21 protein-coding genes, 1 pseudogene and 1 riboswitch are annotated in these 22,814 nt (G+C 64.9%); of the genes and pseudogenes, 16 read left to right on the top strand and 6 right to left on the bottom strand.

The genetic code is table 11. From position 1 onward, the window contains the following. Positions 1-24 precede the first annotated feature (24 nt). Entirely contained in the window at positions 25-417 is a 393-nt protein-coding gene (locus U5809_RS18255) for a 2-oxoglutarate dehydrogenase (RefSeq protein ID WP_322087577.1), read from the top strand. Positions 418-482: 65 nt separating this feature from the next. Here U5809_RS18255 and U5809_RS18250 read toward each other — a convergent pair whose 3' ends face one another. Continuing rightward, positions 483-1,490: a helix-turn-helix domain-containing protein gene (locus U5809_RS18250; protein ID WP_322087576.1), complete on the bottom strand. Its 1,008-nt coding sequence runs from the start codon at positions 1,488-1,490 to the stop codon at positions 483-485. Between the two features lie 180 nt (positions 1,491-1,670). On the opposite strand from U5809_RS18250, the gene U5809_RS18245 reads away from it, so the two are divergent. The 3 genes and pseudogenes from U5809_RS18245 to glyA form a co-directional block, all read left to right on the top strand. Next, the gene (locus tag U5809_RS18245) at positions 1,671-2,918 is read left to right on the top strand and encodes a D-arabinono-1,4-lactone oxidase (RefSeq protein WP_322087575.1); all 1,248 of its coding nucleotides are present in this window, start codon (positions 1,671-1,673) and stop codon (positions 2,916-2,918) included. Positions 2,919-2,951: 33 nt separating this feature from the next. Further along, positions 2,952-3,731 (top strand): SDR family NAD(P)-dependent oxidoreductase, encoded by a 780-nt coding sequence (locus U5809_RS18240; RefSeq protein ID WP_282507843.1) that lies wholly within the window; start codon positions 2,952-2,954, stop codon positions 3,729-3,731. A 117-nt stretch (positions 3,732-3,848) separates the two neighbouring features. Next, positions 3,849-4,493 (top strand): annotated as a pseudogene (gene glyA, locus U5809_RS18235) (serine hydroxymethyltransferase); the annotation flags it as partial. 120 nt (positions 4,494-4,613) lie between these two features. On the opposite strand, the gene U5809_RS18230 reads toward glyA, so the two are convergent. Then, positions 4,614-6,146 carry an amino acid permease gene (locus tag U5809_RS18230; RefSeq protein ID WP_322087574.1) on the bottom strand — a complete coding sequence of 511 codons (1,533 nt, stop codon included), beginning with the start codon at positions 6,144-6,146 and terminating at the stop codon, positions 4,614-4,616. 265 nt (positions 6,147-6,411) lie between these two features. Beyond that, positions 6,412-7,422, bottom strand: coding sequence for a GlxA family transcriptional regulator (locus tag U5809_RS18225; protein WP_322087573.1), 1,011 nt, complete (start codon positions 7,420-7,422; stop codon positions 6,412-6,414). 88 nt (positions 7,423-7,510) lie between these two features. Here U5809_RS18225 and U5809_RS18220 point away from each other — a divergent pair, with 88 nt between their 5' ends. Then, positions 7,511-8,611 (top strand): DJ-1/PfpI family protein, encoded by a 1,101-nt coding sequence (locus tag U5809_RS18220; RefSeq protein ID WP_322087572.1) that lies wholly within the window; start codon positions 7,511-7,513, stop codon positions 8,609-8,611. 110 nt (positions 8,612-8,721) lie between these two features. Here the strand turns inward: U5809_RS18220 and U5809_RS18215 are convergent, their stop codons facing one another. The 3 genes from U5809_RS18215 to U5809_RS18205 all read right to left on the bottom strand — a co-directional run bounded on the left by U5809_RS18215 (position 8,722) and on the right by U5809_RS18205 (position 11,360). After that, positions 8,722-9,462, bottom strand: coding sequence for a hypothetical protein (locus U5809_RS18215; RefSeq protein WP_322087571.1), 741 nt, complete (start codon positions 9,460-9,462; stop codon positions 8,722-8,724). 3 nt (positions 9,463-9,465) lie between these two features. Further along, the gene (locus U5809_RS18210) at positions 9,466-9,663 is read right to left on the bottom strand and encodes a hypothetical protein (protein WP_322087570.1); all 198 of its coding nucleotides are present in this window, start codon (positions 9,661-9,663) and stop codon (positions 9,466-9,468) included. Between the two features lie 218 nt (positions 9,664-9,881). Next, positions 9,882-11,360, bottom strand: coding sequence for an aminotransferase class V-fold PLP-dependent enzyme (locus U5809_RS18205; protein ID WP_322087569.1), 1,479 nt, complete (start codon positions 11,358-11,360; stop codon positions 9,882-9,884). A gap of 541 nt (positions 11,361-11,901) precedes the next feature. On the opposite strand from U5809_RS18205, the gene U5809_RS18200 reads away from it, so the two are divergent. From U5809_RS18200 to U5809_RS18150, 11 genes are all read left to right on the top strand, one after another. Next, the gene (locus tag U5809_RS18200) at positions 11,902-13,155 is read left to right on the top strand and encodes an MFS transporter (protein WP_322087568.1); all 1,254 of its coding nucleotides are present in this window, start codon (positions 11,902-11,904) and stop codon (positions 13,153-13,155) included. A 116-nt stretch (positions 13,156-13,271) separates the two neighbouring features. Then, positions 13,272-14,201 (top strand): LysR family transcriptional regulator, encoded by a 930-nt coding sequence (locus U5809_RS18195; RefSeq protein WP_322087567.1) that lies wholly within the window; start codon positions 13,272-13,274, stop codon positions 14,199-14,201. Positions 14,202-14,316: 115 nt separating this feature from the next. Further along, positions 14,317-14,811, top strand: a complete 495-nt coding sequence (locus tag U5809_RS18190) for a hydroxyquinol 1,2-dioxygenase (RefSeq protein ID WP_282507836.1) — start codon at positions 14,317-14,319, stop codon at positions 14,809-14,811. Positions 14,812-14,848: 37 nt separating this feature from the next. Further along, a complete protein-coding gene (locus U5809_RS18185) occupies positions 14,849-15,868 on the top strand; it encodes a hydroxyquinol 1,2-dioxygenase (RefSeq protein ID WP_176051702.1) in 1,020 nt (339 codons plus the stop codon). 50 nt (positions 15,869-15,918) lie between these two features. Then, positions 15,919-17,385 (top strand): aldehyde dehydrogenase family protein, encoded by a 1,467-nt coding sequence (locus tag U5809_RS18180; protein ID WP_322087566.1) that lies wholly within the window; start codon positions 15,919-15,921, stop codon positions 17,383-17,385. Positions 17,386-17,392: 7 nt separating this feature from the next. Next, complete coding sequence (locus tag U5809_RS18175) at positions 17,393-18,460, top strand: maleylacetate reductase (protein ID WP_322087565.1); 1,068 nt, start codon at positions 17,393-17,395, stop codon at positions 18,458-18,460. A gap of 63 nt (positions 18,461-18,523) precedes the next feature. Next, positions 18,524-18,835: a YciI family protein gene (locus U5809_RS18170; protein WP_176051705.1), complete on the top strand. Its 312-nt coding sequence runs from the start codon at positions 18,524-18,526 to the stop codon at positions 18,833-18,835. A 3-nt stretch (positions 18,836-18,838) separates the two neighbouring features. Continuing rightward, positions 18,839-19,174: a Rieske (2Fe-2S) protein gene (locus tag U5809_RS18165; protein WP_322087564.1), complete on the top strand. Its 336-nt coding sequence runs from the start codon at positions 18,839-18,841 to the stop codon at positions 19,172-19,174. A gap of 170 nt (positions 19,175-19,344) precedes the next feature. Beyond that, on the top strand, positions 19,345-20,433 hold the full coding sequence (locus U5809_RS18160; protein WP_322087629.1) for a porin: 1,089 nt from the start codon (positions 19,345-19,347) through the stop codon (positions 20,431-20,433). Between the two features lie 434 nt (positions 20,434-20,867). Then, the gene (locus U5809_RS18155) at positions 20,868-21,680 is read left to right on the top strand and encodes a hypothetical protein (protein ID WP_322087563.1); all 813 of its coding nucleotides are present in this window, start codon (positions 20,868-20,870) and stop codon (positions 21,678-21,680) included. Between the two features lie 230 nt (positions 21,681-21,910). Further along, positions 21,911-22,014: riboswitch (SAM-I-IV-variant riboswitch) on the top strand. A 42-nt stretch (positions 22,015-22,056) separates the two neighbouring features. After that, on the top strand, positions 22,057-22,377 hold the full coding sequence (locus U5809_RS18150; RefSeq protein WP_322087562.1) for a hypothetical protein: 321 nt from the start codon (positions 22,057-22,059) through the stop codon (positions 22,375-22,377). The last annotated feature ends 437 nt before the right edge of the window (positions 22,378-22,814 follow it).

Genomic DNA, 22,814 nt, shown 5'->3' with positions numbered 1-22,814 from the left:
TCCCTAATCAAATTGATGCGGCGTATGTCTACGTTGATCGTCCTCGGTGCCGTGATGAGCAGTGCCTATGCGTTGCCGCCGCAAGCGGTGGCGCCGGTGAAGCTGCCGCACGGCGGGCGCGGTGTCGACGGTCCGTTCTTTCCTGCCACGCGCGCGGCGCCGGTATTGCCGTCGACCGGCTCGGCGCTGCAGCAGCAGGCGCAGCAGCGTGTCGACGCACGACTCGGCGGCAATACCGTGCTGAGCAACGGTGCGGCCGTGACGAAGGCGCAGGCGCAGAGCAGCGGGCTCGGTTTCGTGTCGAAGCACTTCGACGAGATCGATGCGAAGCACACCGGCCGCGTGACGATGAGCGATGTGCGGCAGTTCATCCAGCAGCGGCAGGTGCAGGCGCAGCAGGAACAGCAGGACGAGTGACGTAGCAGGCAGCACGGCGGCCGGTACGACATCCGTCGCACCGGCCGCCGGATCGTGAAGGATGCCTAGATAGCGCGGTGCGCGGCGTAGCGTTTCGCCGTGGCCGACGGCAACTCGCCGAACATCGCGCGATAGTCCTGCGCGAAGCTGCTCAGGTGCCAGAAGCCCCACTTGGTGGCGGCGGACGTGACGGAATCGCCGAGCCGCAGCTCGCGGCGCACGTGATTCAGGCGCACGGCCCGCAGATACGCAATCGGGTTCAGGTTCAACGTATCGTGGAACGCGTACTGCGCGGTACGCCGGCTGATGCCGAGCTGGACGCACAGTTCGGCGATCGACAGCGGGCAGGTCGAGGCGTCCTGGAGCCGTTCCTGCACCGCGTTGACCAGCGACCAGTATTTCGTCGGGCGCGCGGCCTGCATACCGGCCTCGGGCACGGCGGCCGTCATCACTTCCGAGATCGCGTACAGCACGGTGCGCTCCAGCAATTCGATCCGGTCCTGGGTCGCCACGTCGTCGATGCGCGGGCCTCTGGCCGCTGCGGCCAGTGTCTGGCGCAGCAGGTCGCGCAGATGGTCGGCCACATAGGTCGCCATCGGAATCACCGGTGAATGGGGTTGCGCGCGCAGCGACGCGGCCACCGTCCGCATCGCCTCCGTCGACAGCTTCTCGGGCTCGATCTCGACATTCACGAGCACGTGCCGGTCGGGCGAATAGAACTCGAATTGCGGCTGGCTCGAGAACACGTGCAGGCTGTCGCGCCCGCTCTTCTCGCCGCACAGGCGCGCATGGCCTTCCAGTTCCAGCGGCACGGCCACGGCGATCCGCTCGGAAGGCACCGCGCCTTGTTGCAGGATGATCTTGTCGAGATCCTCGACCAGCAGCTTGATGCCGCCCAGCGACACGATCGACGACGAGCCGTGAAACAGCCCGCCCGAGATCTGCGTGTAGTTCATGTTCCAGCCGTCGAACGATCGCGCCTGTTCTTCCACGTCGGTGAACGCGCAGAACGCGACCGTGCGCGCGAACAGCGGGTCGCGGGAGAAATCGCTCGGATGGGCAGGCGGCGTCATCGGGGGCGGGAAGGAACGGGAGGGGGCGGTCCGGACCGATTCATTGTAGCCGCTCGCCCGGCCGGTCAAAAAGGCCGCAACCGGCACAGGTTCGTCAAAACCCTAACTTGCCGAAATCCGATAGTGAAAAGCCGGTCGACGCCCTATCTTTGGCACGACACCAACGCTGGAGCGACGTCGATGGAACTTCCCCGTGGCGGATTCTGGAGAAACTGGGTCGGCAACCAGTCGTGCGTGGCCGCGCACCTGGCCGCGCCGACCAGCGAGGCCGAGATCGCGGAACTGGTGCGCACCGCGACGCGCCAGGGCAAGCATGTCCGCTGCTCGGGATCGGGGCACTCGTTCACGCCCGTCGTCGCGACCAGCGGGCTGCTGCTGTCGCTGCAGGATTACCAGGGCATCGTCGATGTCGATCAGGGCCGCAAGCGTGTGACGGTGAAGGCCGGCACCAAGCTGAACGCGGTGACGCGCCACCTGAAGGAGGTCGGCCTGTCGCTCGTCAACCAGGGCGACATCGATTCGCAGGCGATCGCCGGCGCGCTCGCCACCGGCACGCACGGCACGGGGACGACGCTGAGCAACCTGTCGTCGCAGGTCGTCGGGATGCGCATCGTGCGCCCGGACGGCTCGATCCTGGACGTGTGCGACCGGAAGGATCCCGACCTGCTGCATGCGACGCAGGTGAATATCGGCATGTTCGGCGTGGTGTCGGAGCTGACGCTGCAGGTGACCGATGCGTTCTGGCTGCACGACCGCGTGTGGCGCGAGGACTTCGAAGCGTTGATGGAGCAGTACGACGAGCTGGCGGCGAAGCACCGGCATTTCGGCTTCTTCTGGTGCCCGACCTCCGCAAGCCGCGACCTGTACTGCCTGCCCGACACCACGAAGGCGTCGAATTCGAAGAAGGACTACGACGTGTGCGAGATCAAGGTGATGGATGTCACCGACGAACGCACGTTCCACGAAGGCGAGCACGAGAAGATCGCCTACAGCTCCGAGGTGTATGCGATCCACTACGTGCCGAACTTCCACGAGCTCGAATACGCGGTGCCCGCGCAACACGGCAAGGAAGCGCTGCGCCGCGTGCGCGAGCTCATTCTCACGAAACACCGCGACTGCATCTTCCCGGTCGAATACCGCTTTACCAAGGGCGATCCGGCGTGGATCAGCCCGTTCCATCACCAGGACAGCGTCACGATTTCATGCTCGGGCGGCCCGAACGGCGTCGACTACTGGCCGTTCCTGAAGGACGTCGACGACATCCTTCGCGATTACGCGTCGCGTCCGCACTGGGGCAAATTGCATTTCACGAACCGCGACGACGTCGATCGCTGGTTCCCCAAGGCCGAAGCATTCCGCGCGCTGCGCCGCAGCGTGGATCCCGAAGGCTACTTCCTCAACGATCACCTGCGGACCCTGTTCAGTTAAGCAGCCCGAACGAACCAGACTGGAGAACCACACATGAATGTCAAGATTGACGGCCGCCTGGCCGGCAAGGTCGCCATCGTTAGCGGCGGGGCCGGCGGATGCGGCGGCGCGGCGTCCGAACTGTTCGCCGCGCAGGGCGCGAAGGTGGCGATCATCGACCGCGACGGCGACGCGGCCGAAACGCTCGCCGCGCGGCTGCGCGACGCCGGCCTGCAGGCGATCGGCCTCGGCGCGGACGTGTCGAAGCAGGCGGAGGTCCGGAACGCGGTCGATGCGGCGCGCAAGCAGTACGGCAATGCGGACATCCTCTTCAATCACGCGGGCACGCTGATCGTCAAACCGTTCCTCGACATCGAGGAGTCGGAATGGGACTGGTTGATGGGCGTGAACGTCAAGAGCATGTTCCTGATGACGCAAGCCGTGCTGCCGCAGATGCTGGAGAAAGGGCGCGGCAGCATCGTCTGCACGTCGTCGATTTCGGCCGTCTGCGCGACGCCGGGCGAAGTGCTGTACGACGCGACCAAGGGCGCGTGCCACATGTTCGCGCGGGCCATTGCCGTTGAGTATCGCGATCGCGGGATTCGTTGCAATGCGCTGGCGCCCGGGTTCATCCGCACGCCGCACGGGATGCGCGAACTGAAGGACCTGCAGGCGATGGGCGTCGATGCGACCGAAGCGGCGATCGCGGTTCAGCAGGGCCGGTTGTGCGAGCCGTCGGAAGTCGCGGCGGCCGCGCTGTTCCTCGCGTCCGACGAGTCGAGTTTCGTCAACGGCACCCACCTGTTCGTCGACAACTGTTTTTCGGCCGTCTGATTACGGATGTTCGCAAGAAGCCGGCGGGCAGGCGTCCTGCCTGCAGCATGATCGGCAAGACTCGTCGAAGGTTCCGCAGCGATGCGGACCTTCGATTTTTTTGTCTGCCCGTCGCGTGACATGGCGCACTACGCGGGCCTGATCGCGGCCGGCGTGTACCCGAACCCGGTGCCGCACGCGGACTTCGTGACGACGACGCACAAGAGCCTGCGCGGCCCGCGCGGCGGCGTGATCCTGATGAAGGCCGAGTACGAGAAGCCGATCAACTCGGCGATCTTCCCGGGGATCCAGGGCGGCCCGCTGATGCACGTGATCGCGGGCAAGGCAGTGGCGTTCAAGGAAGCGCTGTCGCCGGAGTTCAAGGCGTACCAGGAGAAGGTGGTCGAGAACGCACGCGTGCTGGCTGAAACGCTGGTGAAGCGCGGGCTGCGGATCGTGTCGGGCCGCACCGAAAGCCACGTGATGCTGGTGGACTTGCGTGCGAAGCACATCACGGGCAAGGCAGCGGAAGCGTCACTCGGCGCGGCGCACATCACGGTGAACAAGAACGCGATCCCGAACGATCCGGAAAAGCCGTTCGTGACGAGCGGCGTGCGCCTGGGTTCGCCGGCGATGACGACGCGCGGGTTCGGCGTGAAAGAGGCCGAGATCGTGGGTAACCTGATCGCCGATGTGCTGGAAGCGCCGGAAGACGCGGCGACGCTCGAGCGCGTGCGAGCACAGGTCGCCGAATTGACGAAGCGTTTCCCCGTCTACGGCTGATGGTCGCGAGGTTCGGCTGCCGCAAGGCGGTCGAACCGTATCGTGTCACGTTGCAACAAAAAACCGACTCGCGTCATCGAGCCCGCGAGTCGGTTTTTTTCAACCTGCTTCGAAGCTGCTTCAGACGGACGGATCGACGTTCGCCTCGAGTTCGCGAATGCGGTCGAGATTGCGCGTGTCCTTCAACACCGGCGGCCCGGCGAACGTGTTGCGCACGCCGAAGCCGTACCAGATCACCATCAGCACCACGACGAAGCCGACCAGCACGTACAGCACCTTTTCGTTCGGCGGCTGGATACCGACATACGCGAGCACGCAGGCGCCGACCAGTGCGAGCAGCGCGCACGGCTTCGACCAGATCCCCAGTTGAAACGGGCCCTTGTCGGTCCACGAGCGGCCCTCGGCCAGCATCCCGGAGCCGATCGGCATCGCGTACGAGATGAACAGGAACACCGCGCTGCCGGCGCTCAGTACCGAGAACGCGTCGCCGTACAGCGTGACGACGATCGCGAGCACCGCACACGTCCAGATCGCGGGCCCGGGCGTCCGGTGGGCCGGGCTGACGCTGCGCAGCAGCTTCGACGCCGGCAGGCCGCCGTCGCGTGCGAATGCGTACACCATCCGCGACGTCGACATGATCGCCGCGAGCCCGCACACGTAGTTGATGAAGAACATCGCGATTTCGAGCGTCACGCGCAGCGTCTTCGGAATCGGCGCGAGGATCGCTTCGAAGAAGCCCGTGCCCTGCTTCATGCTGGCGGTCAGGTCGGGCATCACGAGCACGAACGCGCACACCATCACGTAGCCGAACACCGCGGACCAGAACACCGAGCCGATGATGCCGCGCGGCACGTTCCTGGCTGCGTCATGCGTCTCTTCGGAGGTATGGGCGGAAGCATCGAAGCCGGTGATCGTGTAGGTCACGAGCAGCAGGCCGGACAGGAACGCGAGCGGCGTGGTCTGTTTCGGCCACGCGCCGCCGTCGACGCCGGTGAAGTTGGTGAAGGTGACCAGCCGGTGCGCATCGAACGCGACGGGTGAGTAGTAGAGCAGCGACACCACCAGCGCGATCGTCACCACGAAGATCAGGTAGCCCGACAGGTCGGTGATCTTGCTCGCGATCTTGATGCCGCGCGCGTTCAGGATCGCCTGCGAGATCGTGATGACCGCGATGAACGCCGTTTGATGCCACCACGTCAGGCTGTCCGGGCTGACGCCGAACATCGGCGCGATCAGCGTCTTGAAAAACGGATCGTAGGTGCCGAAATTGATCGCGGCGATCACGAAGATCAGGCCGATCAGGTTGAGCCACGCTGTCATCCACCCCCATTTCTTCCCGCCGAGGATCGCGCCCCAGTGATAGAGGCCGCCGGCCGTCGGAAACGCGGAGGCGATTTGCGACATCGACACGGCGACGATCAGCGCGAACAGCGAGCCGAGTGGCCAGCCGAGGCCGATCGATGCGCCGCCGGCCGCGGAAAACGCGAGCTGGAACGCGGTGATGCCGCCGGACAGGATGCAGATCACCGAAAACGACACGGCGAAGTTCGAGAAACCGCTCATACGTCTCGACAGTTCCTGCGCATAGCCCATCTTGTGCAGCAGGCTTACGTCACTGTCGGTGCCTGAATCAGGCTGGAATTTTGCATCCATAGTCGCTCCGTCACGAATGTCCTGCGTGGCAGGACCGTCATCGCCGCCCGGGCCGTGCGATACGGCCCGCTCCTGGGATTCGTCGGCGGCACGCGATGCCGTGGGGAAATCGGCAATCGCTTTCCAGTCCGATGCGTGAACGGTATGTAATCAAATCTCCCGGCTCTATCAGATTTCGGCAATGTAGTGAAAATCCGGAGGCGTGCCCTGTTTCAGGGCATGTCCACCCGCGTTTCATCCTGAACGTGGAATGAATCGGGGCGGCCTATTCCGTCTGTCGCTTGTCGCTTCGCGGTCCGAAGCGCGCGCGATAGTCGCGCGGCGTGGCGCCGACGCGTTTCGCGAAGGCACGCTGCAACGCGTCCACGCTGCCGAATCCCGAACGTTCCGCGATCCGTTCGAGCGGCCAGTCGGCCCGCTCCAGCAGCGCTTTCGCGCGCTCGACGCGCGCTGCGAGCACGTACTGCGCAGGCGACAGTCCAGTCTCCTTGAGGAAATTGCGTGCAAACGTCCGTTCGCTCATGTGCATGCGGGCGGCCAGTGCAGTAACGCCGAGGTCGCCGGCCGGATTGTCGGCGATGTCGGCGAGCAGCGAGCGCATGCGGGGCGTCGCACCGGCCTGGATGTCGAGCCCGACGCTGAACTGCGCCTGTCCGCCGGGACGGTGCATGAACAGCACGAGTTCGCGTGCGACCGCAAGTGCGGTCGGTGCGCCGCAGTCCGCCTCGACGAGTGCGAGGCACAGATCGATGCCGGCCGTCACGCCAGCCGACGTATGGAACGGCGGATCGCTCACGTAGATCGCGTCCGGTTCGATCCGCGCATCGGGGCAGAGCGCCTGTAGCGTCGCGCACTGGTTCCAGTGCGTGGTCGCGCGCTTGCCGTCCAGCCATCCGCCCGCGGCGAGTACGAACGCACCCGTGCAGATGCTCGCGATTCGCCGCGTGTCCGCGATCCGCGTGCGCAACCACGGCAGCACGCCGGCTTTCGACGCGGCGTGTCGCAGCGCCGCTTCATTGCCGCCGGCAATGATGATCGTGTCGATCCGTCCCGGCAGTGCCGCGAGCGCGGCCGTGCCGGCGAGGCGCAGGCCCGCGTGCGTGACGAGGTCATTTCCGTGTTGCGACGCAAGCGTGAGCCGGTATGGCACGGCATGCTCGGACAGGTAACGGTTCGCGACCGCGAACACTTCCATCGGGCCCGTGATATCGAGCGACTGGACGCCTTCGAAGCCGACGACAACGATGTCGCGTGCCGGGCAGGTTGACTGGGACATGGCGGAAAGTGCGGTGGAGTTGTCCTTGTGACCGCAAGCATGATCCTTGTAATTTTGCGGACGTGCAATCGACTGAGGCGAGGGGACGATGCGGGTACGGAAGACAGGCGGGGCAGTGTTGTTCGTGTGCGGGCTGCTGGGCGCCTGGGCATGGGGGCGGCCGGTGCAGGCACTGGCAGAGGACACCCCTCCGGTCGCGCAAGCGTTGAAGATGAGTGTGCCAAAGTCGGGCCGCACGCGGCCGCTCGTTGCCATCGTCGCAGACAACGCCGGAACTGAAACAACCGATTTCATCGTTCCGTACGCGATTCTGAAGACGTCCGGTGCGGTCGACGTGGTCGCCGTGTCGGCAGACGAAGGCGAGGTCGAGCTGATGCCCGCGCTGCGCATGCTGGCCGACACCGCGTTCGACCGGTTTGACGCTGCTGTTCCCGCGGGGGCCGATGTCGTGATCGTGCCCGCGATGCATCGTGCCGACCGGCCGGCGGTGCTGGCTTGGCTGCGCAAACAGGCCGCCGCCGGCGCGACGATGGTGGCGATCTGCGACGGTGCCGAAGTCCTCGCGAACGCGGGCCTGCTGCGGCATCGCACGGCGACGTCCCACTGGTATTCGCGCGAACGACTACGTCGCCGCTTTACCGATACGACGTGGGTTGATGATCGCCGCTATGCGATGGACGGTAACGTCATGACGACGACCGGCGTGTCGGCGTCGATTCCCGCTTCGCTGGCATTGGTGAATGCGCTGGTCGGGCCGGCAGCGGCACACGAGACTGCGCAGCGCGTCGGCGCGCAGGCATGGAGCGACATTCACGACGGTAGCCGGTACGCGTTGACCACGCGTGCGGTGGCGATGGCGTTGATGAACCGCCTTGCGTTCTGGCGGCACGAGACGTTCGATCTACCGGTCGAAGACGGGTTTGACGAGCTTCCGGTTGCGTTGACCGCCGATGCGTGGGCGCGGACCTGGCGCAGTGACGTCGTCGCGACGGCAGACGCGCGTGTGATCCAGTCCAGGCACGGGCTGCGGTTGCTGGCGCAGCCGGCGAATGCCCGGCACGAGCACGTGGCGATACCGGCCGGACGCCATGGCGAATCGGTGCTGCCCGGTGTGCTCGGAGACATTGCGGCACGCTACGGCGACGCGACATCAGGTTGGGTCGCACTGCAACTGGAGTATCCGAAGTAGCGGCTGTCGTGCGGGGAATGCCGGTGGTGTCCGCCGTGCTCACTTCACTAACCCGGCGAGCTGGGGATCGGGATAGGGCAGTCGACATCGCACGACGCGGACCATGACGTCTAGGCCGGGTCTTCATCCTCGAGCGGCCGCCGCGGGTTGTCTTCCGGAACGGGCGGACGCGCCTTGCGGTCGTAAAGCGTCACCCAGTTCTGATTCGGAATGCGCGCCGCAAAATGCGCCGACGAAGACCCCGTTGCGCGTGCGGGGACCCGCGTCGTGTCGCTCGGGGTCGTGACGACATCGCCGGAGAAAGGCGTGATCTGCGCGATGAAGATCCCGCCCTTGGGGCGCGACGTAAAGCCCGGCGGCGCGAAAGCCGGACCGCCCGGGCCGGCATGACCGTTGTCGTCGGGATCGATGTATTCGACGACGAAGGTCGAGTCCGACAGGTAGTCGAGGTCGGTCGACAGGCGCTCTTCCGCGCGATCGGTGTGATCGAACATGTAGAGCAGATGAAGCGACAGGCCGGGGTGGTCCTTGCCGAACTGCCTGAAGAGGCTGCCGCACGACAGGCATGGCAGCCGCTCGGTCAACAGAATGACATGCCCCGGAGTGCCGCTTGCAATATGGCAACGCTCGATCGCATGCGACAGCGCATTGAGAAGCGGCACCTCCGAACATTCGGGGTTGCCGCATGCCGGGTAATACCTGGCCGGTTCGTAGCAGTCGTCCGGCGTGTCATACAACGCTTTCATGTTCACCGCGTGATCGCCTTCACGGCTTTTCAGTACGTATGCGTCGACACCCTTCGGCGGGAAGTAGTCGCCGGTGCCGCTCACGCCGACCCACTGGTCTCCCATCGCCTAGTCGTCGCCGACGCACCACAGCCGAAGCGTCGCAAAGTTCCGGTTCAGGTTCTTGGGCTCGTGCATGAGATCGTTCGACGGCAGGTCAAGGTGCTTTCGCCATCCCACCTGCCGAATGGCCCGCATCTGCATGACCATGCCGGTGACCAACTCGCGGCCGATATTGCTTTCGATGAATGCTGCGCCGGAAGACATGGGTTCTCTCGCGTGTGTTTATTGATTGTGCGGACGGCACGTCCGGATACTTCTGCGGAACAGCGGTGCCGCCGCTTGAATACTCGTCGAGAGACCCCGTTTTCGTCAAACAAGGGCGTAATGCTGCGTTGGTCGGCATCGTCACGCGTTCACGCAGCGAAGCATCGGCTTCGTGCGTGAACGCGGGCGGTGCGGTGTAACGGGGGAGGTGTGCCGGCTCAGGCCGTGCGTCGTGCGGACAGGCGATTCCACAACAGGCCGGAGCGGTTGCCGCTGCGGCAATACGCGAGCACCGGCTTCTGCAGCGCATCGACCAGCGCCCCGAACGCGTCGACTTCCGCGTCGCCGATGCGGTCGCGCTCGACCGGCAGGTAGCGTGCTTCGAGGCCCAGTTCACGGGCTGCGGCGGCGATTTCGTCGAAGGCCGGATGGGCGTCGCCTTCGCCGTCGGGCCGGTTGCAGATGACCGAGCGGTAGCCGGCATTGCGGATCGCCTTCAGATCGGCCGGCGTGATCTGGCGCGACGCGGAGAACCCGTTCGCGGCGGTCGCGCGGCATTGCTCGATCGCCTGGCGGAAACACGCGATCGCGAAGTCGACGTCCTGCTCCGTCGTGAAGCGGCCGAAGCTGACGCGCACGGTGCGGCCGGCCGCTTCCGCATCGAGGCCGATCGCGGTCAGCACGTGCGACGGTGCGCCGCTGGTCGAGTTGCACGCGGAAGTCGACGACACGGCGAGCGCTTCGCCGAGCATGAACGGGAAGAAGCCCGGTGCGTTCACCGTCAAGCTCAGCGTGTGCGGGATGCGGCGCGCGGCGGCCGCGTTCTGCGTGATGTCGCCGAGCGCGAACAGCGCGTCGGTCAGGCGTGCGCCGAGCGCGGCGATCCGCGCGGCTTCGCCGTCGAGCTTTTCAGCAGCGAGTTCGCACGCGACGCCCATCCCGACGATCTGATGCGTCGCGAGCGTGCCCGAGCGCAACCCGCGTTCGTGACCGCCGCCGTGAATCTGCGGTGCGATGCGATCGGCGATATCGCGGCGGACGAACAGTGCGCCGATACCCTTGGGCCCGTAAACCTTGTGCGCCGACATCGACATCATGTCGATGCCGACCGCGCGCACGTCGATCGGCGTCTTGCCGAGCGCCTGCGCGGCATCGACGTGGAGCAGTGCGCCGGCGGCATGCACGATGCGGGAAATGGCGGCGATGTCGGTCAGCGTGCCGATCTCGTTGTTCACGAGCATCAGCGACACGAGGCCCGTCTCGGGGCCGATCGCGGCCGCCACGGCATCGGCGGTGATCTCGCCGTCGCGCGTGGGCGTCAGGAACGTGACCGACGAGCCGTGCTTCGACAGGTTCGCCATCGTGTCGAGAATGGCCTTGTGCTCGATGCGGCTCGTGATCAGGTGGCGCTTGTCGGTTGCGTTTTCCGCATAGCCCTTCAGCGCGAGGTTGTTCGATTCGGTGGCGCCCGAGGTCCAGACGATCTCGTCGGCATCCGCGCCGATCAGCGCGGCGACCTGCGCGCGCGCGTGTTCGACCTTGTCTTTCGCCAGCCGGCCGGCGGCGTGCGAGCTCGATGCGGGGTTGCCGAAGATGCCGTCGAAGCCGAGGCAGGCCGTCATCGCTTCGATCACGCGCGGATCGGCGGGCGTCGTGGCGGCGTAGTCGAGGTAGTGCAGCGTGTTGGTGTCGCTCATGTCCGTCTCTTGCTCATTGCGTAGTGAGAGAAATGATACGGGGGACAGGAGGGAAAAAGGATCCAAAGTTGGCTGGCGATTCAGCTTGATATGGAATAACGTTTTCTCGTTAAATTGAATGGGAGAATTTGTTTCCATGTCGATGCGGCGCCCTTTCTGCCCCGATGAACCACGCGCCATCGTGCGTTTCCGGGCGGTGCCGTACCCGGGAACCTTCAAGTCCATGAGGGATTCCCCGATATCACGCGCGTGAGCGGCATTTCAACGCCGCGCGGATTCGCTCGGTGCTTCTCTACAGGCACGCCCAGCCCTTCTCGCCCGATTATTTGCGTTTCGCGAATGGCGCGTTCGCCGGTTGTTCCATACCCGATTGGCGGCCGTGCACCTATCGTGGTGGCGTCGGCTGAGCGTATTCGACGCATCGAACCCGAACGTCCGCCGACACTTCCTCGCGATTCACATCGCATACAAAACCATCGGACCTGACCCATGCGCAGGCGCTCCGGCGCGCGCAGGCGAACCGGCGTCCACGGAGACGGACATGAAAGCAAACGAGTGGGATACCTCATACGAGTGGAAAGCGGTCACGCTGCTGGCGCTCGGTTTCGGGCTGGTCGGCCTCGACCGCTGGCTCATCGCGCCGCTGTTCCCTTCGATCATGAAGGACCTCAACCTGACCGCGCAGGACGTCGGCAACTGCATCGGTGTGCTTGGCTTGTCATGGGGCATCTTCGCGGCGCTGATGGGCGGCATCTCCGACAAGGTCGGCCGCCGGAAGGTGCTGATTCCGGCGATCATCGCGTTCTCGCTGCTGTCGGGTTTCTCGGGGCTCGCGGGCGGTCTGCTCGGCCTGATGGCGATTCGCGGGTTGATGGGCGTCGCGGAGGGCTCGTTCTGCCCGACGAGTTTCGCGGCGACGGCCGATGCGTCGCATCCGCGGCGGCGCGGCCTGAACCTCGGCCTGCAGCAAAGCGGCTTCGCGCTGTTCGGCCTCGCGCTGTCGCCGATCATCGCCACGCAACTGCTCGGCTTCGTGTCGTGGCGCTGGGTGTTTGCGCTGGTGGCCGTGCCCGGCCTGATCCTCGGCGCGATCATGTTCTTCGTGATCCGCGAGCCGAAAGTCGTGAAGGAAGTCGCATCGGAACACGCGCCGGCATCGCTCGGCCATGTGCTCAAGAGCCGCAACATCCTCGTGGCGATGGCCGCGCTGTGCTGCGCGATGACCGGCGTCTTCGTGCTCGGCGCGCTGCTGCCGCTGTACCTGACCGATTACCTGTCGCTCGGCACGCAGAAGATGGGCCTCGTCGTGTCGGCGATCGGCTTCGGCGGGTTTCTCGGGCAGTTCGGGTTGCCGGGGCTGTCCGATCTGGTCGGCCGCCGCATCGCGAGCATCGTCGGCTTCGCCGGAACGGCCGTAATGCTCTACATCTTCCGCGGCCTCGGCCCGCAGCCGCTGGCGCTGTTCGGCGTGCTGTTCGTCGCGTCGTTCTTCACGCTCGGGCTGGTGTCGCTGCTGTCCGGCCCGGTGGCGACCGAGGCCGCGCCCATCGGTCTCGTGTCGACGTCCATCGGTGTGGTGGTCGGCGTCGGCGAAATCTTCGGCGGCGGCATCGCGCCGGCGATGGGCGGCTATGTCGCCGCACACTTTGGCATCCAGAATATTCTGTGGCTGCCGATGTGCGCGGTCGTGCTGGGCATCGTGGTCAGCCTGTTGCTGAAGGAAACCGCACCGGCCGTGTTGCAGCGCCGCGCGGTCGTGCAGCCGGAACTGGCAACCGGAGAGCAATCGCGGTAATGCCGGTGCGTCCGTCGATTGACATCGATTTGGCGACACTGTGACGCCTTTCGCATGACACAACCCGATACCCGCACAGGTAGACTGCCGTTTTCGCTGTCGAAAAAGGGCGGGGCATGGACCGGTTCCTGAGCATCGAAGCATTCGTGAGAGTGGCCGAGGCGAGCAGCTTCGCCGAGGCCGCGCGGCAACTGGGTGTGACGAGTTCGGTCGTGACGAACCGCATCCAGCAGCTCGAGAAGTTCGTCAACGCGCCGCTGTTCCATCGCAGCACGCGCCACGTGCGTCTGTCCGAAGTGGGCGAGGCGTTCTATCGCGAGTGTGCGGAGGTGGTCGGGCGCGTCAACGAGCTGACGGACCAGATGCGCGAGCTTCGCGCGACGCCGACCGGGCGGCTGCGCATCCAGATGCTGCCCGGTTTCGCGCTCGATCACTTCGGCGTGCCGCTGGCCGCATTCAATCAGCGCTACCCGGGCATCCAGCTCGACATCATCGTCAATGACCGTGTCGTGGACCCTGTCGAAGAAGGGTTCGACATCGCGTTCCAGATCTTCCCGCCGATTTCCGAATCGCTGATCGAGCGACGGCTGTTCACGGTCCGGCGTCTCTTTTGTGCGGCGCCCGCGTACGTCGACGCGCATGGTGCACCACAACATCCACGCGATCTGCTGCAGCACACGACGGCGCTGTATTCGGGCTATCCGTCGCGCAACCGCTGGACGATGACGCGCGGCGACGAGGTCGTCGAAATGGAGCTGCCGGGCATGATTCGCTCGAACTCCGTTCACCTGTTGCGCGAATACGCGCTGACGGGCGGCGGCGTGGTCTGCTTGCCCACGCTGGTGGCGAGCGATGCGCTCGTCGCGGGCCGCCTGGTGCCGATCCTCACCGACTATCAGCTCGCGCCGCTGAGCTTTGCCGCCGTTTATCCCGCAACGCAGCGACAGGCGTTGAAGGTGAAGGCCCTGGTCGAATTCCTCGCCGAATACATCGGCGACGAGCCCTCGTGGGATCTCCCGCTGCTGGAGCGCGGCTGGGTGCGTTGAACCGGGCGGATTATTCGCGAAACGCAAATGCCGTAATCGCCATCCGTTGCCTTGTTGCTGCTGTCCCTTGCCCCTAGAGTGGAATCCAACAAGCGGTTCAACTCAGGAGACAGAAATGACCAGCACGGCATTCCACACCGTCTTCGGCTCGCTCGATGGTTACCGGAAGGGCGAGATCGAAATCACCAGCGGCAGCGCGCAGCACTACGCCTTCTCGAATGTCTTCGAGGTGGCGTCGAAGTCGGCCCCTTATGAAAAGGTCGTCGCCGGCAAGAATCTCGAATACGTGATCGAAGTGTTGAGGACCGACGGCCAGTCGCCGTGGTTCGCGTGTGCGCATGACGAGTTCACGATCCAGATGGACGGCGAAGTCCGGATCGAATTCATCAAGCTCGACAACCCGCCGGCATCGGGGCGCGGCACCGTGAGCGCCGGCGAGCAACCGGCCGGCCGGAACATGGGGTACGTCGTATTGCGCAAGGGCCATCAGGCGCTGCTGCCGGCCGGCTGTGCCTATCGCTTCACCGCGAGCCGGCCGGGCGTCGCGCTCGTGCAGACCATCCTCGGCGAGTTGTCCGTCGAGAAGTGGGCCGAGATCTGCCTGCACTGACCTTCCGACCTCATTCGACTATCCCAGGAGACACGTTATGGCCACCCTCGAAACCCTCGACCCGTCCACGGGCTTTGCCGCCGATCTGGTGCGATCGACCGAAGCCGATGCCGTGACCGGCTACCGCCGCTTCCAGCTCGGCGCATTCGAATTCCAGCGCGACGAATACTTCGTGAAGATCAGCTGGCCCGCGAAAGGCCAGACCCGCACGCATGCGATGCCGGCGGACGCGTTCCTGCGCGCGATGATGCGCGACGTCGCATGGGGCTTCTTCTACGGCTGGGTGAACTTCGATCACGTGTTCGGCACGCGCAATCACTACGGCAAGGTCGACATGTATGCGGGCACGTTCAACGGCATCCTGAAGGACGCCGGTGTCGATTACACCGAGACCTTCGAAACGCCGACGATCATGGCGACCTTCAAGGCGATGCTGCACGACTGGACGAACGAAGGCTTCGACCCGTTCGCGGCGCCGGAGGAAACCGGCACCGCATTCGGGCGCAAGCACGGTGAAAACGGCGCGGCGATCGAGCGCACGCGCATCGCGACGCGCCGCATGCCGGGCCTCGAAGGCGATTCGCCGCTGCGCGACGAACTGCCGGTCAACCGCGCGTTCCTCGACGTCGCGCAGGACGAGCCGGAAGTGCATGTCGAGCCGGGCTTCGAAGGCGAGCTGCACGCATTCAACCTGTTCAAGTACCTGTCGCGCTCGGACGTCACGTGGAATCCGTCGGTCACGTCGGTGTGCGGGCGCAGCCTGTTCTGCCCGACCACCGAGGAATTCATCCTGCCGGTGTTCCATGGCAACGACCGCGTCGAATGGTTCCTGCAACTGTCCGACGAAATCGTGTGGGACATCGGCGACAAGAACACCGGCGCGCCGCGCGCACGCGTCACGATGCGCGCAGGCGACATCTGCGCGATGCCGGCCGACATCCGTCACCAGGGCTACTCGACCAAGCGATCGATGCTGCTGGTCTGGGAAAACGCGACGCCGAACCTGCCGCAGCGCTACGAGAGCGGCGAGCTCGCACCGTATCCGATCGCATTCTGAGCCGCGCGCCAGCGACTGCTTCAGCTTCAGCCATACACCGAGGACGATTCATGCAAACCCAACTCTTCATCGACGGGCGCTTCGTTGACGCCGTCGACCGCGGCACGATCGACGTGCTGAACCCGCACGACGGCTCCGTCATCGCGAAGATCGCGGCAGCCACCGCGGCGGACGTCGATCTGGCCGTCGACGCCGCGACGCGCGCGTTTCCCAAATGGTCGGCGCTGCCGGCGGCCGAACGCGGCCGTCTGCTGCTGCGCCTGGCCGACGCGATCGAAGCCAACGCGGAGGAGCTGGCGCAGCTCGAATCGCTGGACACCGGCCACCCGATTCGCGATTCGCGTTCGCTCGACGTGCCGCGCACGGCGGCCTGCTTCCGCTATTTCGGCGGCATGGCCGACAAGCTGCAAGGCTCGGTGATTCCGGTCGAGACCGGCTTCCTGAACTACGTGCAGCGCGCGCCGATCGGCGTGGTCGGCCAGATCGTGCCGTGGAATTTCCCGCTGATGTTCACGAGCTGGAAGATGGGCCCGGCGCTGGCCGCCGGCAACACGGTGGTGCTCAAGCCGTCGGAAATCACGCCGCTGTCGACGTTGCGCATCGTCGAGCTGATGGCCGAAGTCGGGTTTCCCGCGGGCGTCGTCAATATCGTCCCCGGTTACGGCCATACGGCCGGCCAGCGGCTCGCCGAACATCCGGGCGTCGGCAAGATCGCGTTCACGGGGTCGACGGCCACCGGCCGGCGGATCGTCGAGGCGTCGCAGGGCAACCTGAAGCGCGTTCAGCTGGAGTTGGGCGGCAAGGGTGCGAACATCGTGTTCGACGATGCCAACCTCGACGCGGCGATCAACGGGGCCGCCTGGGCGATCTTTCACAACCAGGGGCAGGCGTGCATCGCGGGTTCGCGCCTCGTGCTGCATGAACGGATCGCGGACGCGTTCCTCGAGCGATTCGTCGCGCTCGCGTCGTCGATCCGGATCGGCAATCCGCTCGATCCGAATACCGAAATGGGCCCGCTGACGTCGAAGCAGCACCTCGATCGCGTGCTGTCGTATGTCGACGTCGCGCGCGAGCAGGGTGGCCGCGTGCTGACGGGCGGCAGCGCACCGCAGGATCCGGCGCTCGCCAATGGTTACTACGTGCGCCCGACGATCATCGAGGCAAAGAGCGCGAGCGACCGCGTCGCGCAGGAGGAAGTGTTCGGCCCGTTCGTCACGGTGCTGCGTTTCGGCAGCGACGAAGAAGCGCTTGCCATCGCCAACGCAACGGAATACGGGCTCGGCAGCGGCCTCTGGACCCAGAATCTGTCGCGTGCACACAAGATGGCATCGCAGATCAATGCAGGCATGTGCTGGATCAACTGCTACAAGCGCGTCAATCCGGGCAGCCCGTTCGGCGGCGTCGGCAAGTCGGGCTATGGCCGCGAGATGGGTTTCGAGGCCATGCACGACTACACGGAGGCGCGCTCGGTGTGGGTCAACGTCGACGGCAACGTGCCGCCGCACTTCAAGCGCTGAGGCTTTCATGGAGCGCTTCGTCTATCAAGGCACGCCTTCCCGCGTGGTGTTCGAATGGGGCGCGCTCGACAGGCTGCCGGACGAGCTGTCGACGCTCGGCGCCAGCCGCGCGCTCATTCTGTCGACGCCCGAGCAGCGGCATCTGGCCGACCGAGTGAAGGCAGTACTCGGCGAGCGCGCGGCCGGCGTGTGTGCGCAGGCCGTCATGCACGTGCCGCTCGAAGTCGCACACGCGGCGCGAGAGATGGCCGCGGAGCTGGGCGCGGACTGTTGCATCGCGATCGGCGGCGGGTCGACGATCGGGCTTGGCAAGGCCATTGCGCTCGAATCGTCGCTGCCGATCCTGGCCGTGCCGACGACGTACGCGGGCTCGGAGATGACGCCGATCTACGGGCTCACGGAAGGCCGGCTGAAGCGCACCGGGCGCGACGTGCGCGTGCTGCCGCGTACCGTGCTGTACGACCCGTCGCTGACGTTGTCGCTGCCGCCGGGCATTTCGGCGGCGTCGGGCGTCAATGCGATGGCGCACGCGGTCGAGGCGCTCTACGCGGAAGACGCGAACCCGGTGATCAGCTTGATGGCCGAAGAATCGATTCGCGCGCTGGGCGAAGCGTTGCCCGTGGTGGTGCGCGATCCGGAAGATCGCACGATGCGCAGTCGCGCGTTGTACGGCGCGTGGCTTGCCGGCACTTGCCTCGGTGCGGTCGGCATGGCGTTGCACCACAAGCTTTGTCACACGCTCGGCGGCACGTTCAATCTGCCGCACGCGCAGACGCACGCGGCGATGTTGCCGCATACCGCGCACTACAACCATGCCGCGGCGCCCGATGCGCTGCGCCGCGTCGCGCTGGCGCTGGGTGGGAACGACGCGGCCGACGCCGGCCCGCTGCTTTTCAGGCTGAACGAGCAGCTCGGTATCGCGCCGGCACTAGCAGACATCGGGATGCCGGAGGCAGGCCTCGACGAAGCAGCCGATCTTGCGTGCAAGAACCCGTATGCGAATCCGCGGCCGATCGAGCGCGCAGCGATTCGTGCGCTGCTTCAGGATGCATGGGAAGGGCGCGCGCCGCATTGAGCGGCCCGATGCGCCAACGGAGAAAGACGTGATGAATGACCCCATCGACCGGAGCTGATCGTCATGGCTCGATTTTTCGCGGTATTTGCGACGGACCAGCCCGGTATGCGCCACGTGCGCGACCGCATGCGGCCGATTCACCGGACCTATCTGCGTTCGGCTGCCGAGCACGGCGTGGTGGTGCGGCTCGGTGGGCCGACGCTCGACCCGCAAGGCGACGCGATGAACGGCACGCTGCTCGTCGTCGAGGCCGACGACATCCAGGCGGTGATGCAGTTCGTCGGGAACGACCCGTATGTGAAGGAAGGGCTCTTCTCGCGCGTGGAAGTGCGTCCGTGGGACTGGAGCCTCGGCAACCCCGAGCAGAGGGTGTGAGCGATGGAAGCGAGACAACTCTGCCGCGTGTCCGAGGTGCCCGACGGCGGCGCGCGGGTCGTCGATGAAGCCTGCATCGGGCGTCCCGTCATCGTGGTGCGGCGGGGTGAGCAGGTATGGGCGTATGTGAATCGTTGCCCGCATTTCTCCGTGCCGCTCGATTTCGTGCCGGGCAATGTTTCCTGCTATCGGTCGCAGGTGCTGATGTGCGCGCATCACAGCGCGCTGTTTCGCTTCGACGATGGGGTTTGCATCGACGGACCGTGCACGGGGGCTGGACTGGAAGCCGTGGCGGTTGAAGTGGATTCCGCTGCGTGGGTCATTTCAAGAGGCGATTGATTCTCGGGTTCGCGTCAGGAATTTCGTTTTTATAAGTAAGTAAAGCTAATCATATTCACGGTGTTGATGTAACTGCCTGAATCAAGGCGATTCCCCAAGAAGCAATGAGCGATCACCCGCCATCCGGCGCGGTGACGGACTCGTATTTCCATAAAAAAGACGGAGACAACATGAAACTCAGGTTTGGAGCAGTGGCGGTTCTTGCCGTCGCGCAAGGCGCATGGGCACAGAGCAGTGTGACGATGTTCGGTCTGATCGACTCCGGCATCTCGTACGTCAGCAACGAGGGCGGCGGAAAGAACGTCAAGTTCGACGACGGAATCTACGCGCCCAACCTCTTCGGCTTTCGTGGCACCGAAGATCTCGGCGGCGGGTACCACGCGACATTCGCGCTCGTGAACCAGTTCTCCATGGCGAATGGCAGCATCATCGGAACCGGGATTTTCGGGCGCAACGCCTACGTAGGCATCGACAGCGACCGGTTCGGCAGCATCACGCTGGGCAATCAATACGACTTCATGGTCGATGCGCTCTTCAACAAGGGGAATGCGATCGGAAGGGACATCTCGGGACTGTACGGTTTCCGGAACGGCCCGTTCCAGCGGCTCGCGCTCCCCGACAACCCGACCGGTGCGTTCGACTGGGACCGCACCGCAGGCAGCAAGCCGATCGCGAATTCGGTCAAGTACACGTCGCCGACGGTCTCGGGTTTTTCCGGCGGCGTGATGTACGCGTTCGGCGGGGTGGCCGGCTCGGTCGGCGCGGACAACGCCGTCAGTGCCGGGGTGAACTACGAAATGGGGGCTTTCGGCGTGGGCGCGGCCTACACGAACGAGAAGTACGGCCCGGCGCCGGGCGTGCAGTCGACCAGCGTGCGCAACTGGGGCGTCGGCATGCACTACGACTTCGGTGTCGTGAAGGCGACTGCACTGATGACCACCGTGCGGAATTCGTTCAACGATGCCGCTGTGTGGATGGCCGAAGCCGGCGGCCTGTGGCGGATCAGGCCGGATGTCGTCCTCGGCGCGAAGTACATGTACATGAAGGGGAATGAAGCGGTGAACGACAACCACGCGCATCAGGTCAGCGTGGCGCTTCAGTACCTGTTGTCGAAGCGGACGATGGTGTACGTGTCGGCCGATTATCAGCGGGCAAACAGCGGCGCGAACGCGCAGGTGAACGGCGTGCTGGATCCGAATGGCGCATCGAGTTCGGCGAGTCAGGCCGTGGCGCGGGTCGGGTTGCATACGGTGTTTTGAGGCGGGCGGCGGGCGGATCTGATGTCAAGGTCAGCCTGCCAACGGACTTCCTGAGCGCTGCGGCCGCCTCATGTGCGGCGCACACTGCCGTATCCGTGCGTGAATGGGGTGTTCGATCGGCGGCAGACGGGGATCTTCGGGGGGGGCGTCGAGCGCATTCGAGACGAGGCTCGAATGCGCCGGCCGCGTATCGTCAGGAGGACGGGCGGGGATGCGGTTGCGGATTCCTGATGGGCGCCGCCGCTGGCTTCCCGCCGGTTGTCGTCTTCCGGGCAACACGGGAGTGTACCCATTGACCTGCTGCCTTGCCGACGATGATCCTAGGATGTGGGGCGCGTGGCCATCGGTGAATTTCGAGCGGCGGGTGCGCCGCCGAGCATTCCACTCTATAGTGCTCGTCGTTAATCGATCTGCAAGCACTTCAGGAGTTCGTCGTGTTTCACCGGAAATCCAAATTGGTTCGCTCGAGCTTCGCGTGCATCGTCGCCCTGACGACGATGCTGGCGACAGTCGCGGCGCATGCAGAGGCGGAGGCTGCCGACGGCACGACGCGCATCGCGTCGGCTGTCAATCACGACACGTCACCGGCGCGACCGATTGTCGGCGACGATCCGGTTGCGATCCGGGATGCGTTGAAGAAGCTGCACGTCAGCACGCTCGCGCCTTCGTTGCGCGACCGGGTTCGCGGCCTGGTCTCCGACGCGGCCGACCGGCATGTCCCGAACCCCGACCTGGCGGCCGTCGATCTGGATCGTGACGTGACGTTCGTGGTGCCGGTGCGGTACGGCGTGAGGTACCGGTCACGGCGGCACCTTCTGACGCTGGATGTCGACCTGTTCGATGGGGAGCGCGAAGATCGCACGGGCATCCTGCTCAGCAAGGTCACGACGGGGCCGCGAGGGCGCGGGCTCGTGATTGCACCCGAAGCGAAGGCGAAAGGGTACATCCAGCACGTCGAGATCATCGAACTCGAGTCCGGGCAAGGCAAAAAGACCACGGTTCGTAGCCGCATGCGGCTTTCGCCCGCCGAGTACGCCAAAACGCAGGGCAACTTCGCGCTCGTTTTTTCGGGGCGCCTGGTTCGGCCTTACCTGACCGAACAAACCGAACATGCCGATCCGAGTATCGAGGAGCCGACGGACATTACGACGAAGATATCCACGTTGCACATGGACCTCCATGACATCCGGCTGGTGAGTCCGTCAAGCGGCGTCGTGGTGTCGAAGAAGCTGGGTTTGTCGAAGTAGCGGGTTTCGGGGAGCGGTTGATGCAGGCGCGTGGTTAGCCTGTTGTTCAACCGCCTCGCCCATGAAAGCGCGGACAGGTTCGGTGCGACTGCTACAGCGCTTGCTGTCGAGTCGCAGATGAGGGCCGGATCGGGGGCATCTCCGCCCGAAGCGCCGCTTTCCCGCAGCTTCTTGCCCGACGCCCGTTTTTCAGTATAATGAACGCACGTTCGGAATGTCGAACGTAAGAAATCAAGCATCCAGAGTCGGATTTTCCGACGCCAACCTGCCCTCCCGGGCAAGGTGGACGCCTTTGAGGCGATGCGGCCGATTCACGGCAACGAAACGGGAACAGCATGGCTGGCACCGGTTCGATCACCAATCATCCGGAGCAACCATGAGCCAAGTTTCCTCCGCTTCCCGCCCGACCGTCTGTGAAGACTGGTCGCAGTTCCTTCCCGGTTTCACGTTGACGCACACGGTTCATCTCGTATCGAGACGGAATCCGGGCATCGTCTCGACCGCGGCTGCTGTGCTCGAAGGCGAAACGGCCACGGTCGATCGGTGGGCCATCACCCGCTGTGGCGACGTTCTCGAGCAAAAGATCGTGCTCGGTGAAATGACGGAAGGGCAGGCGGTGCGGTTGCGCGAACGGCTTGCTTCGCTTGATGGCGTGCTCCGCACGAGGGTGGAGCATCATTTCGTGCGGGCGGGTTGAGCCGTTTCCGGAATTGAAGCGGAGAGCGGCTGTTGGACGGGGCATTTGTGGCGGTGCCATACTGCTGATATCGATTAATTCCGTTTACGAGCCGCGAAGTTGCGCTTACGTAGCCATTTCGGCCGGAAAAACAAGGGCTTATGATGTTGTTTCACTGCCAAACCGAAGGCATGCATTTTGCAATGCGTAGGGAATGCGATGGAGGCGCAGTGTTCAACAGTTCTCCTTACGCGAGATATGTCCTAGCACGCGGCCTCAGAAGGAGATTCTGTCCCAGCGTCTTGGACCAGTGCTTGCAGGCGTTCCGGCACCGTTTTCCTTCAACCCCAGTAGCTTGCCTCACTGTTTCGCCGAAACTATGGCCGACGATGTAGCCCAATTTGTACCCGACTATTCGCGAGTCCATCTCGGCCGTCGACGCGTCCTCCTCGGCTGAA

The organism is Burkholderia sp. BCC1999 (assembly GCF_905339975.1).
Taxonomy (GTDB): Bacteria; Pseudomonadota; Gammaproteobacteria; order Burkholderiales; family Burkholderiaceae; genus Burkholderia.
Note: the sequence above shows the minus strand (reverse complement) of the source record. Positions and strands in the feature narration are given on the sequence as shown.

What these genes read in the sequence shown, in the direction of transcription:
- U5809_RS18255 (WP_322087577.1), top strand. Translation starts at nt 25, where the DNA reads ATGTCTACGTTGATCGTCCTCGGTGCCGTGATGAGCAGTGCCTATGCG.
- U5809_RS18250 (WP_322087576.1), bottom strand. Translation starts at nt 1,490, where the DNA reads ATGACGCCGCCTGCCCATCCGAGCGATTTCTCCCGCGACCCGCTGTTC.
- U5809_RS18245 (WP_322087575.1), top strand. Translation starts at nt 1,671, where the DNA reads ATGGAACTTCCCCGTGGCGGATTCTGGAGAAACTGGGTCGGCAACCAG.
- U5809_RS18240 (WP_282507843.1), top strand. Translation starts at nt 2,952, where the DNA reads ATGAATGTCAAGATTGACGGCCGCCTGGCCGGCAAGGTCGCCATCGTT.
- U5809_RS18230 (WP_322087574.1), bottom strand. Translation starts at nt 6,146, where the DNA reads ATGGATGCAAAATTCCAGCCTGATTCAGGCACCGACAGTGACGTAAGC.
- U5809_RS18225 (WP_322087573.1), bottom strand. Translation starts at nt 7,422, where the DNA reads ATGTCCCAGTCAACCTGCCCGGCACGCGACATCGTTGTCGTCGGCTTC.
- U5809_RS18220 (WP_322087572.1), top strand. Translation starts at nt 7,511, where the DNA reads ATGCGGGTACGGAAGACAGGCGGGGCAGTGTTGTTCGTGTGCGGGCTG.
- U5809_RS18215 (WP_322087571.1), bottom strand. Translation starts at nt 9,462, where the DNA reads ATGGGAGACCAGTGGGTCGGCGTGAGCGGCACCGGCGACTACTTCCCG.
- U5809_RS18210 (WP_322087570.1), bottom strand. Translation starts at nt 9,663, where the DNA reads ATGTCTTCCGGCGCAGCATTCATCGAAAGCAATATCGGCCGCGAGTTG.
- U5809_RS18205 (WP_322087569.1), bottom strand. Translation starts at nt 11,360, where the DNA reads ATGAGCGACACCAACACGCTGCACTACCTCGACTACGCCGCCACGACG.
- U5809_RS18200 (WP_322087568.1), top strand. Translation starts at nt 11,902, where the DNA reads ATGAAAGCAAACGAGTGGGATACCTCATACGAGTGGAAAGCGGTCACG.
- U5809_RS18195 (WP_322087567.1), top strand. Translation starts at nt 13,272, where the DNA reads ATGGACCGGTTCCTGAGCATCGAAGCATTCGTGAGAGTGGCCGAGGCG.
- U5809_RS18190 (WP_282507836.1), top strand. Translation starts at nt 14,317, where the DNA reads ATGACCAGCACGGCATTCCACACCGTCTTCGGCTCGCTCGATGGTTAC.
- U5809_RS18185 (WP_176051702.1), top strand. Translation starts at nt 14,849, where the DNA reads ATGGCCACCCTCGAAACCCTCGACCCGTCCACGGGCTTTGCCGCCGAT.
- U5809_RS18180 (WP_322087566.1), top strand. Translation starts at nt 15,919, where the DNA reads ATGCAAACCCAACTCTTCATCGACGGGCGCTTCGTTGACGCCGTCGAC.
- U5809_RS18175 (WP_322087565.1), top strand. Translation starts at nt 17,393, where the DNA reads ATGGAGCGCTTCGTCTATCAAGGCACGCCTTCCCGCGTGGTGTTCGAA.
- U5809_RS18170 (WP_176051705.1), top strand. Translation starts at nt 18,524, where the DNA reads ATGGCTCGATTTTTCGCGGTATTTGCGACGGACCAGCCCGGTATGCGC.
- U5809_RS18165 (WP_322087564.1), top strand. Translation starts at nt 18,839, where the DNA reads ATGGAAGCGAGACAACTCTGCCGCGTGTCCGAGGTGCCCGACGGCGGC.
- U5809_RS18160 (WP_322087629.1), top strand. Translation starts at nt 19,345, where the DNA reads ATGAAACTCAGGTTTGGAGCAGTGGCGGTTCTTGCCGTCGCGCAAGGC.
- U5809_RS18150 (WP_322087562.1), top strand. Translation starts at nt 22,057, where the DNA reads ATGAGCCAAGTTTCCTCCGCTTCCCGCCCGACCGTCTGTGAAGACTGG.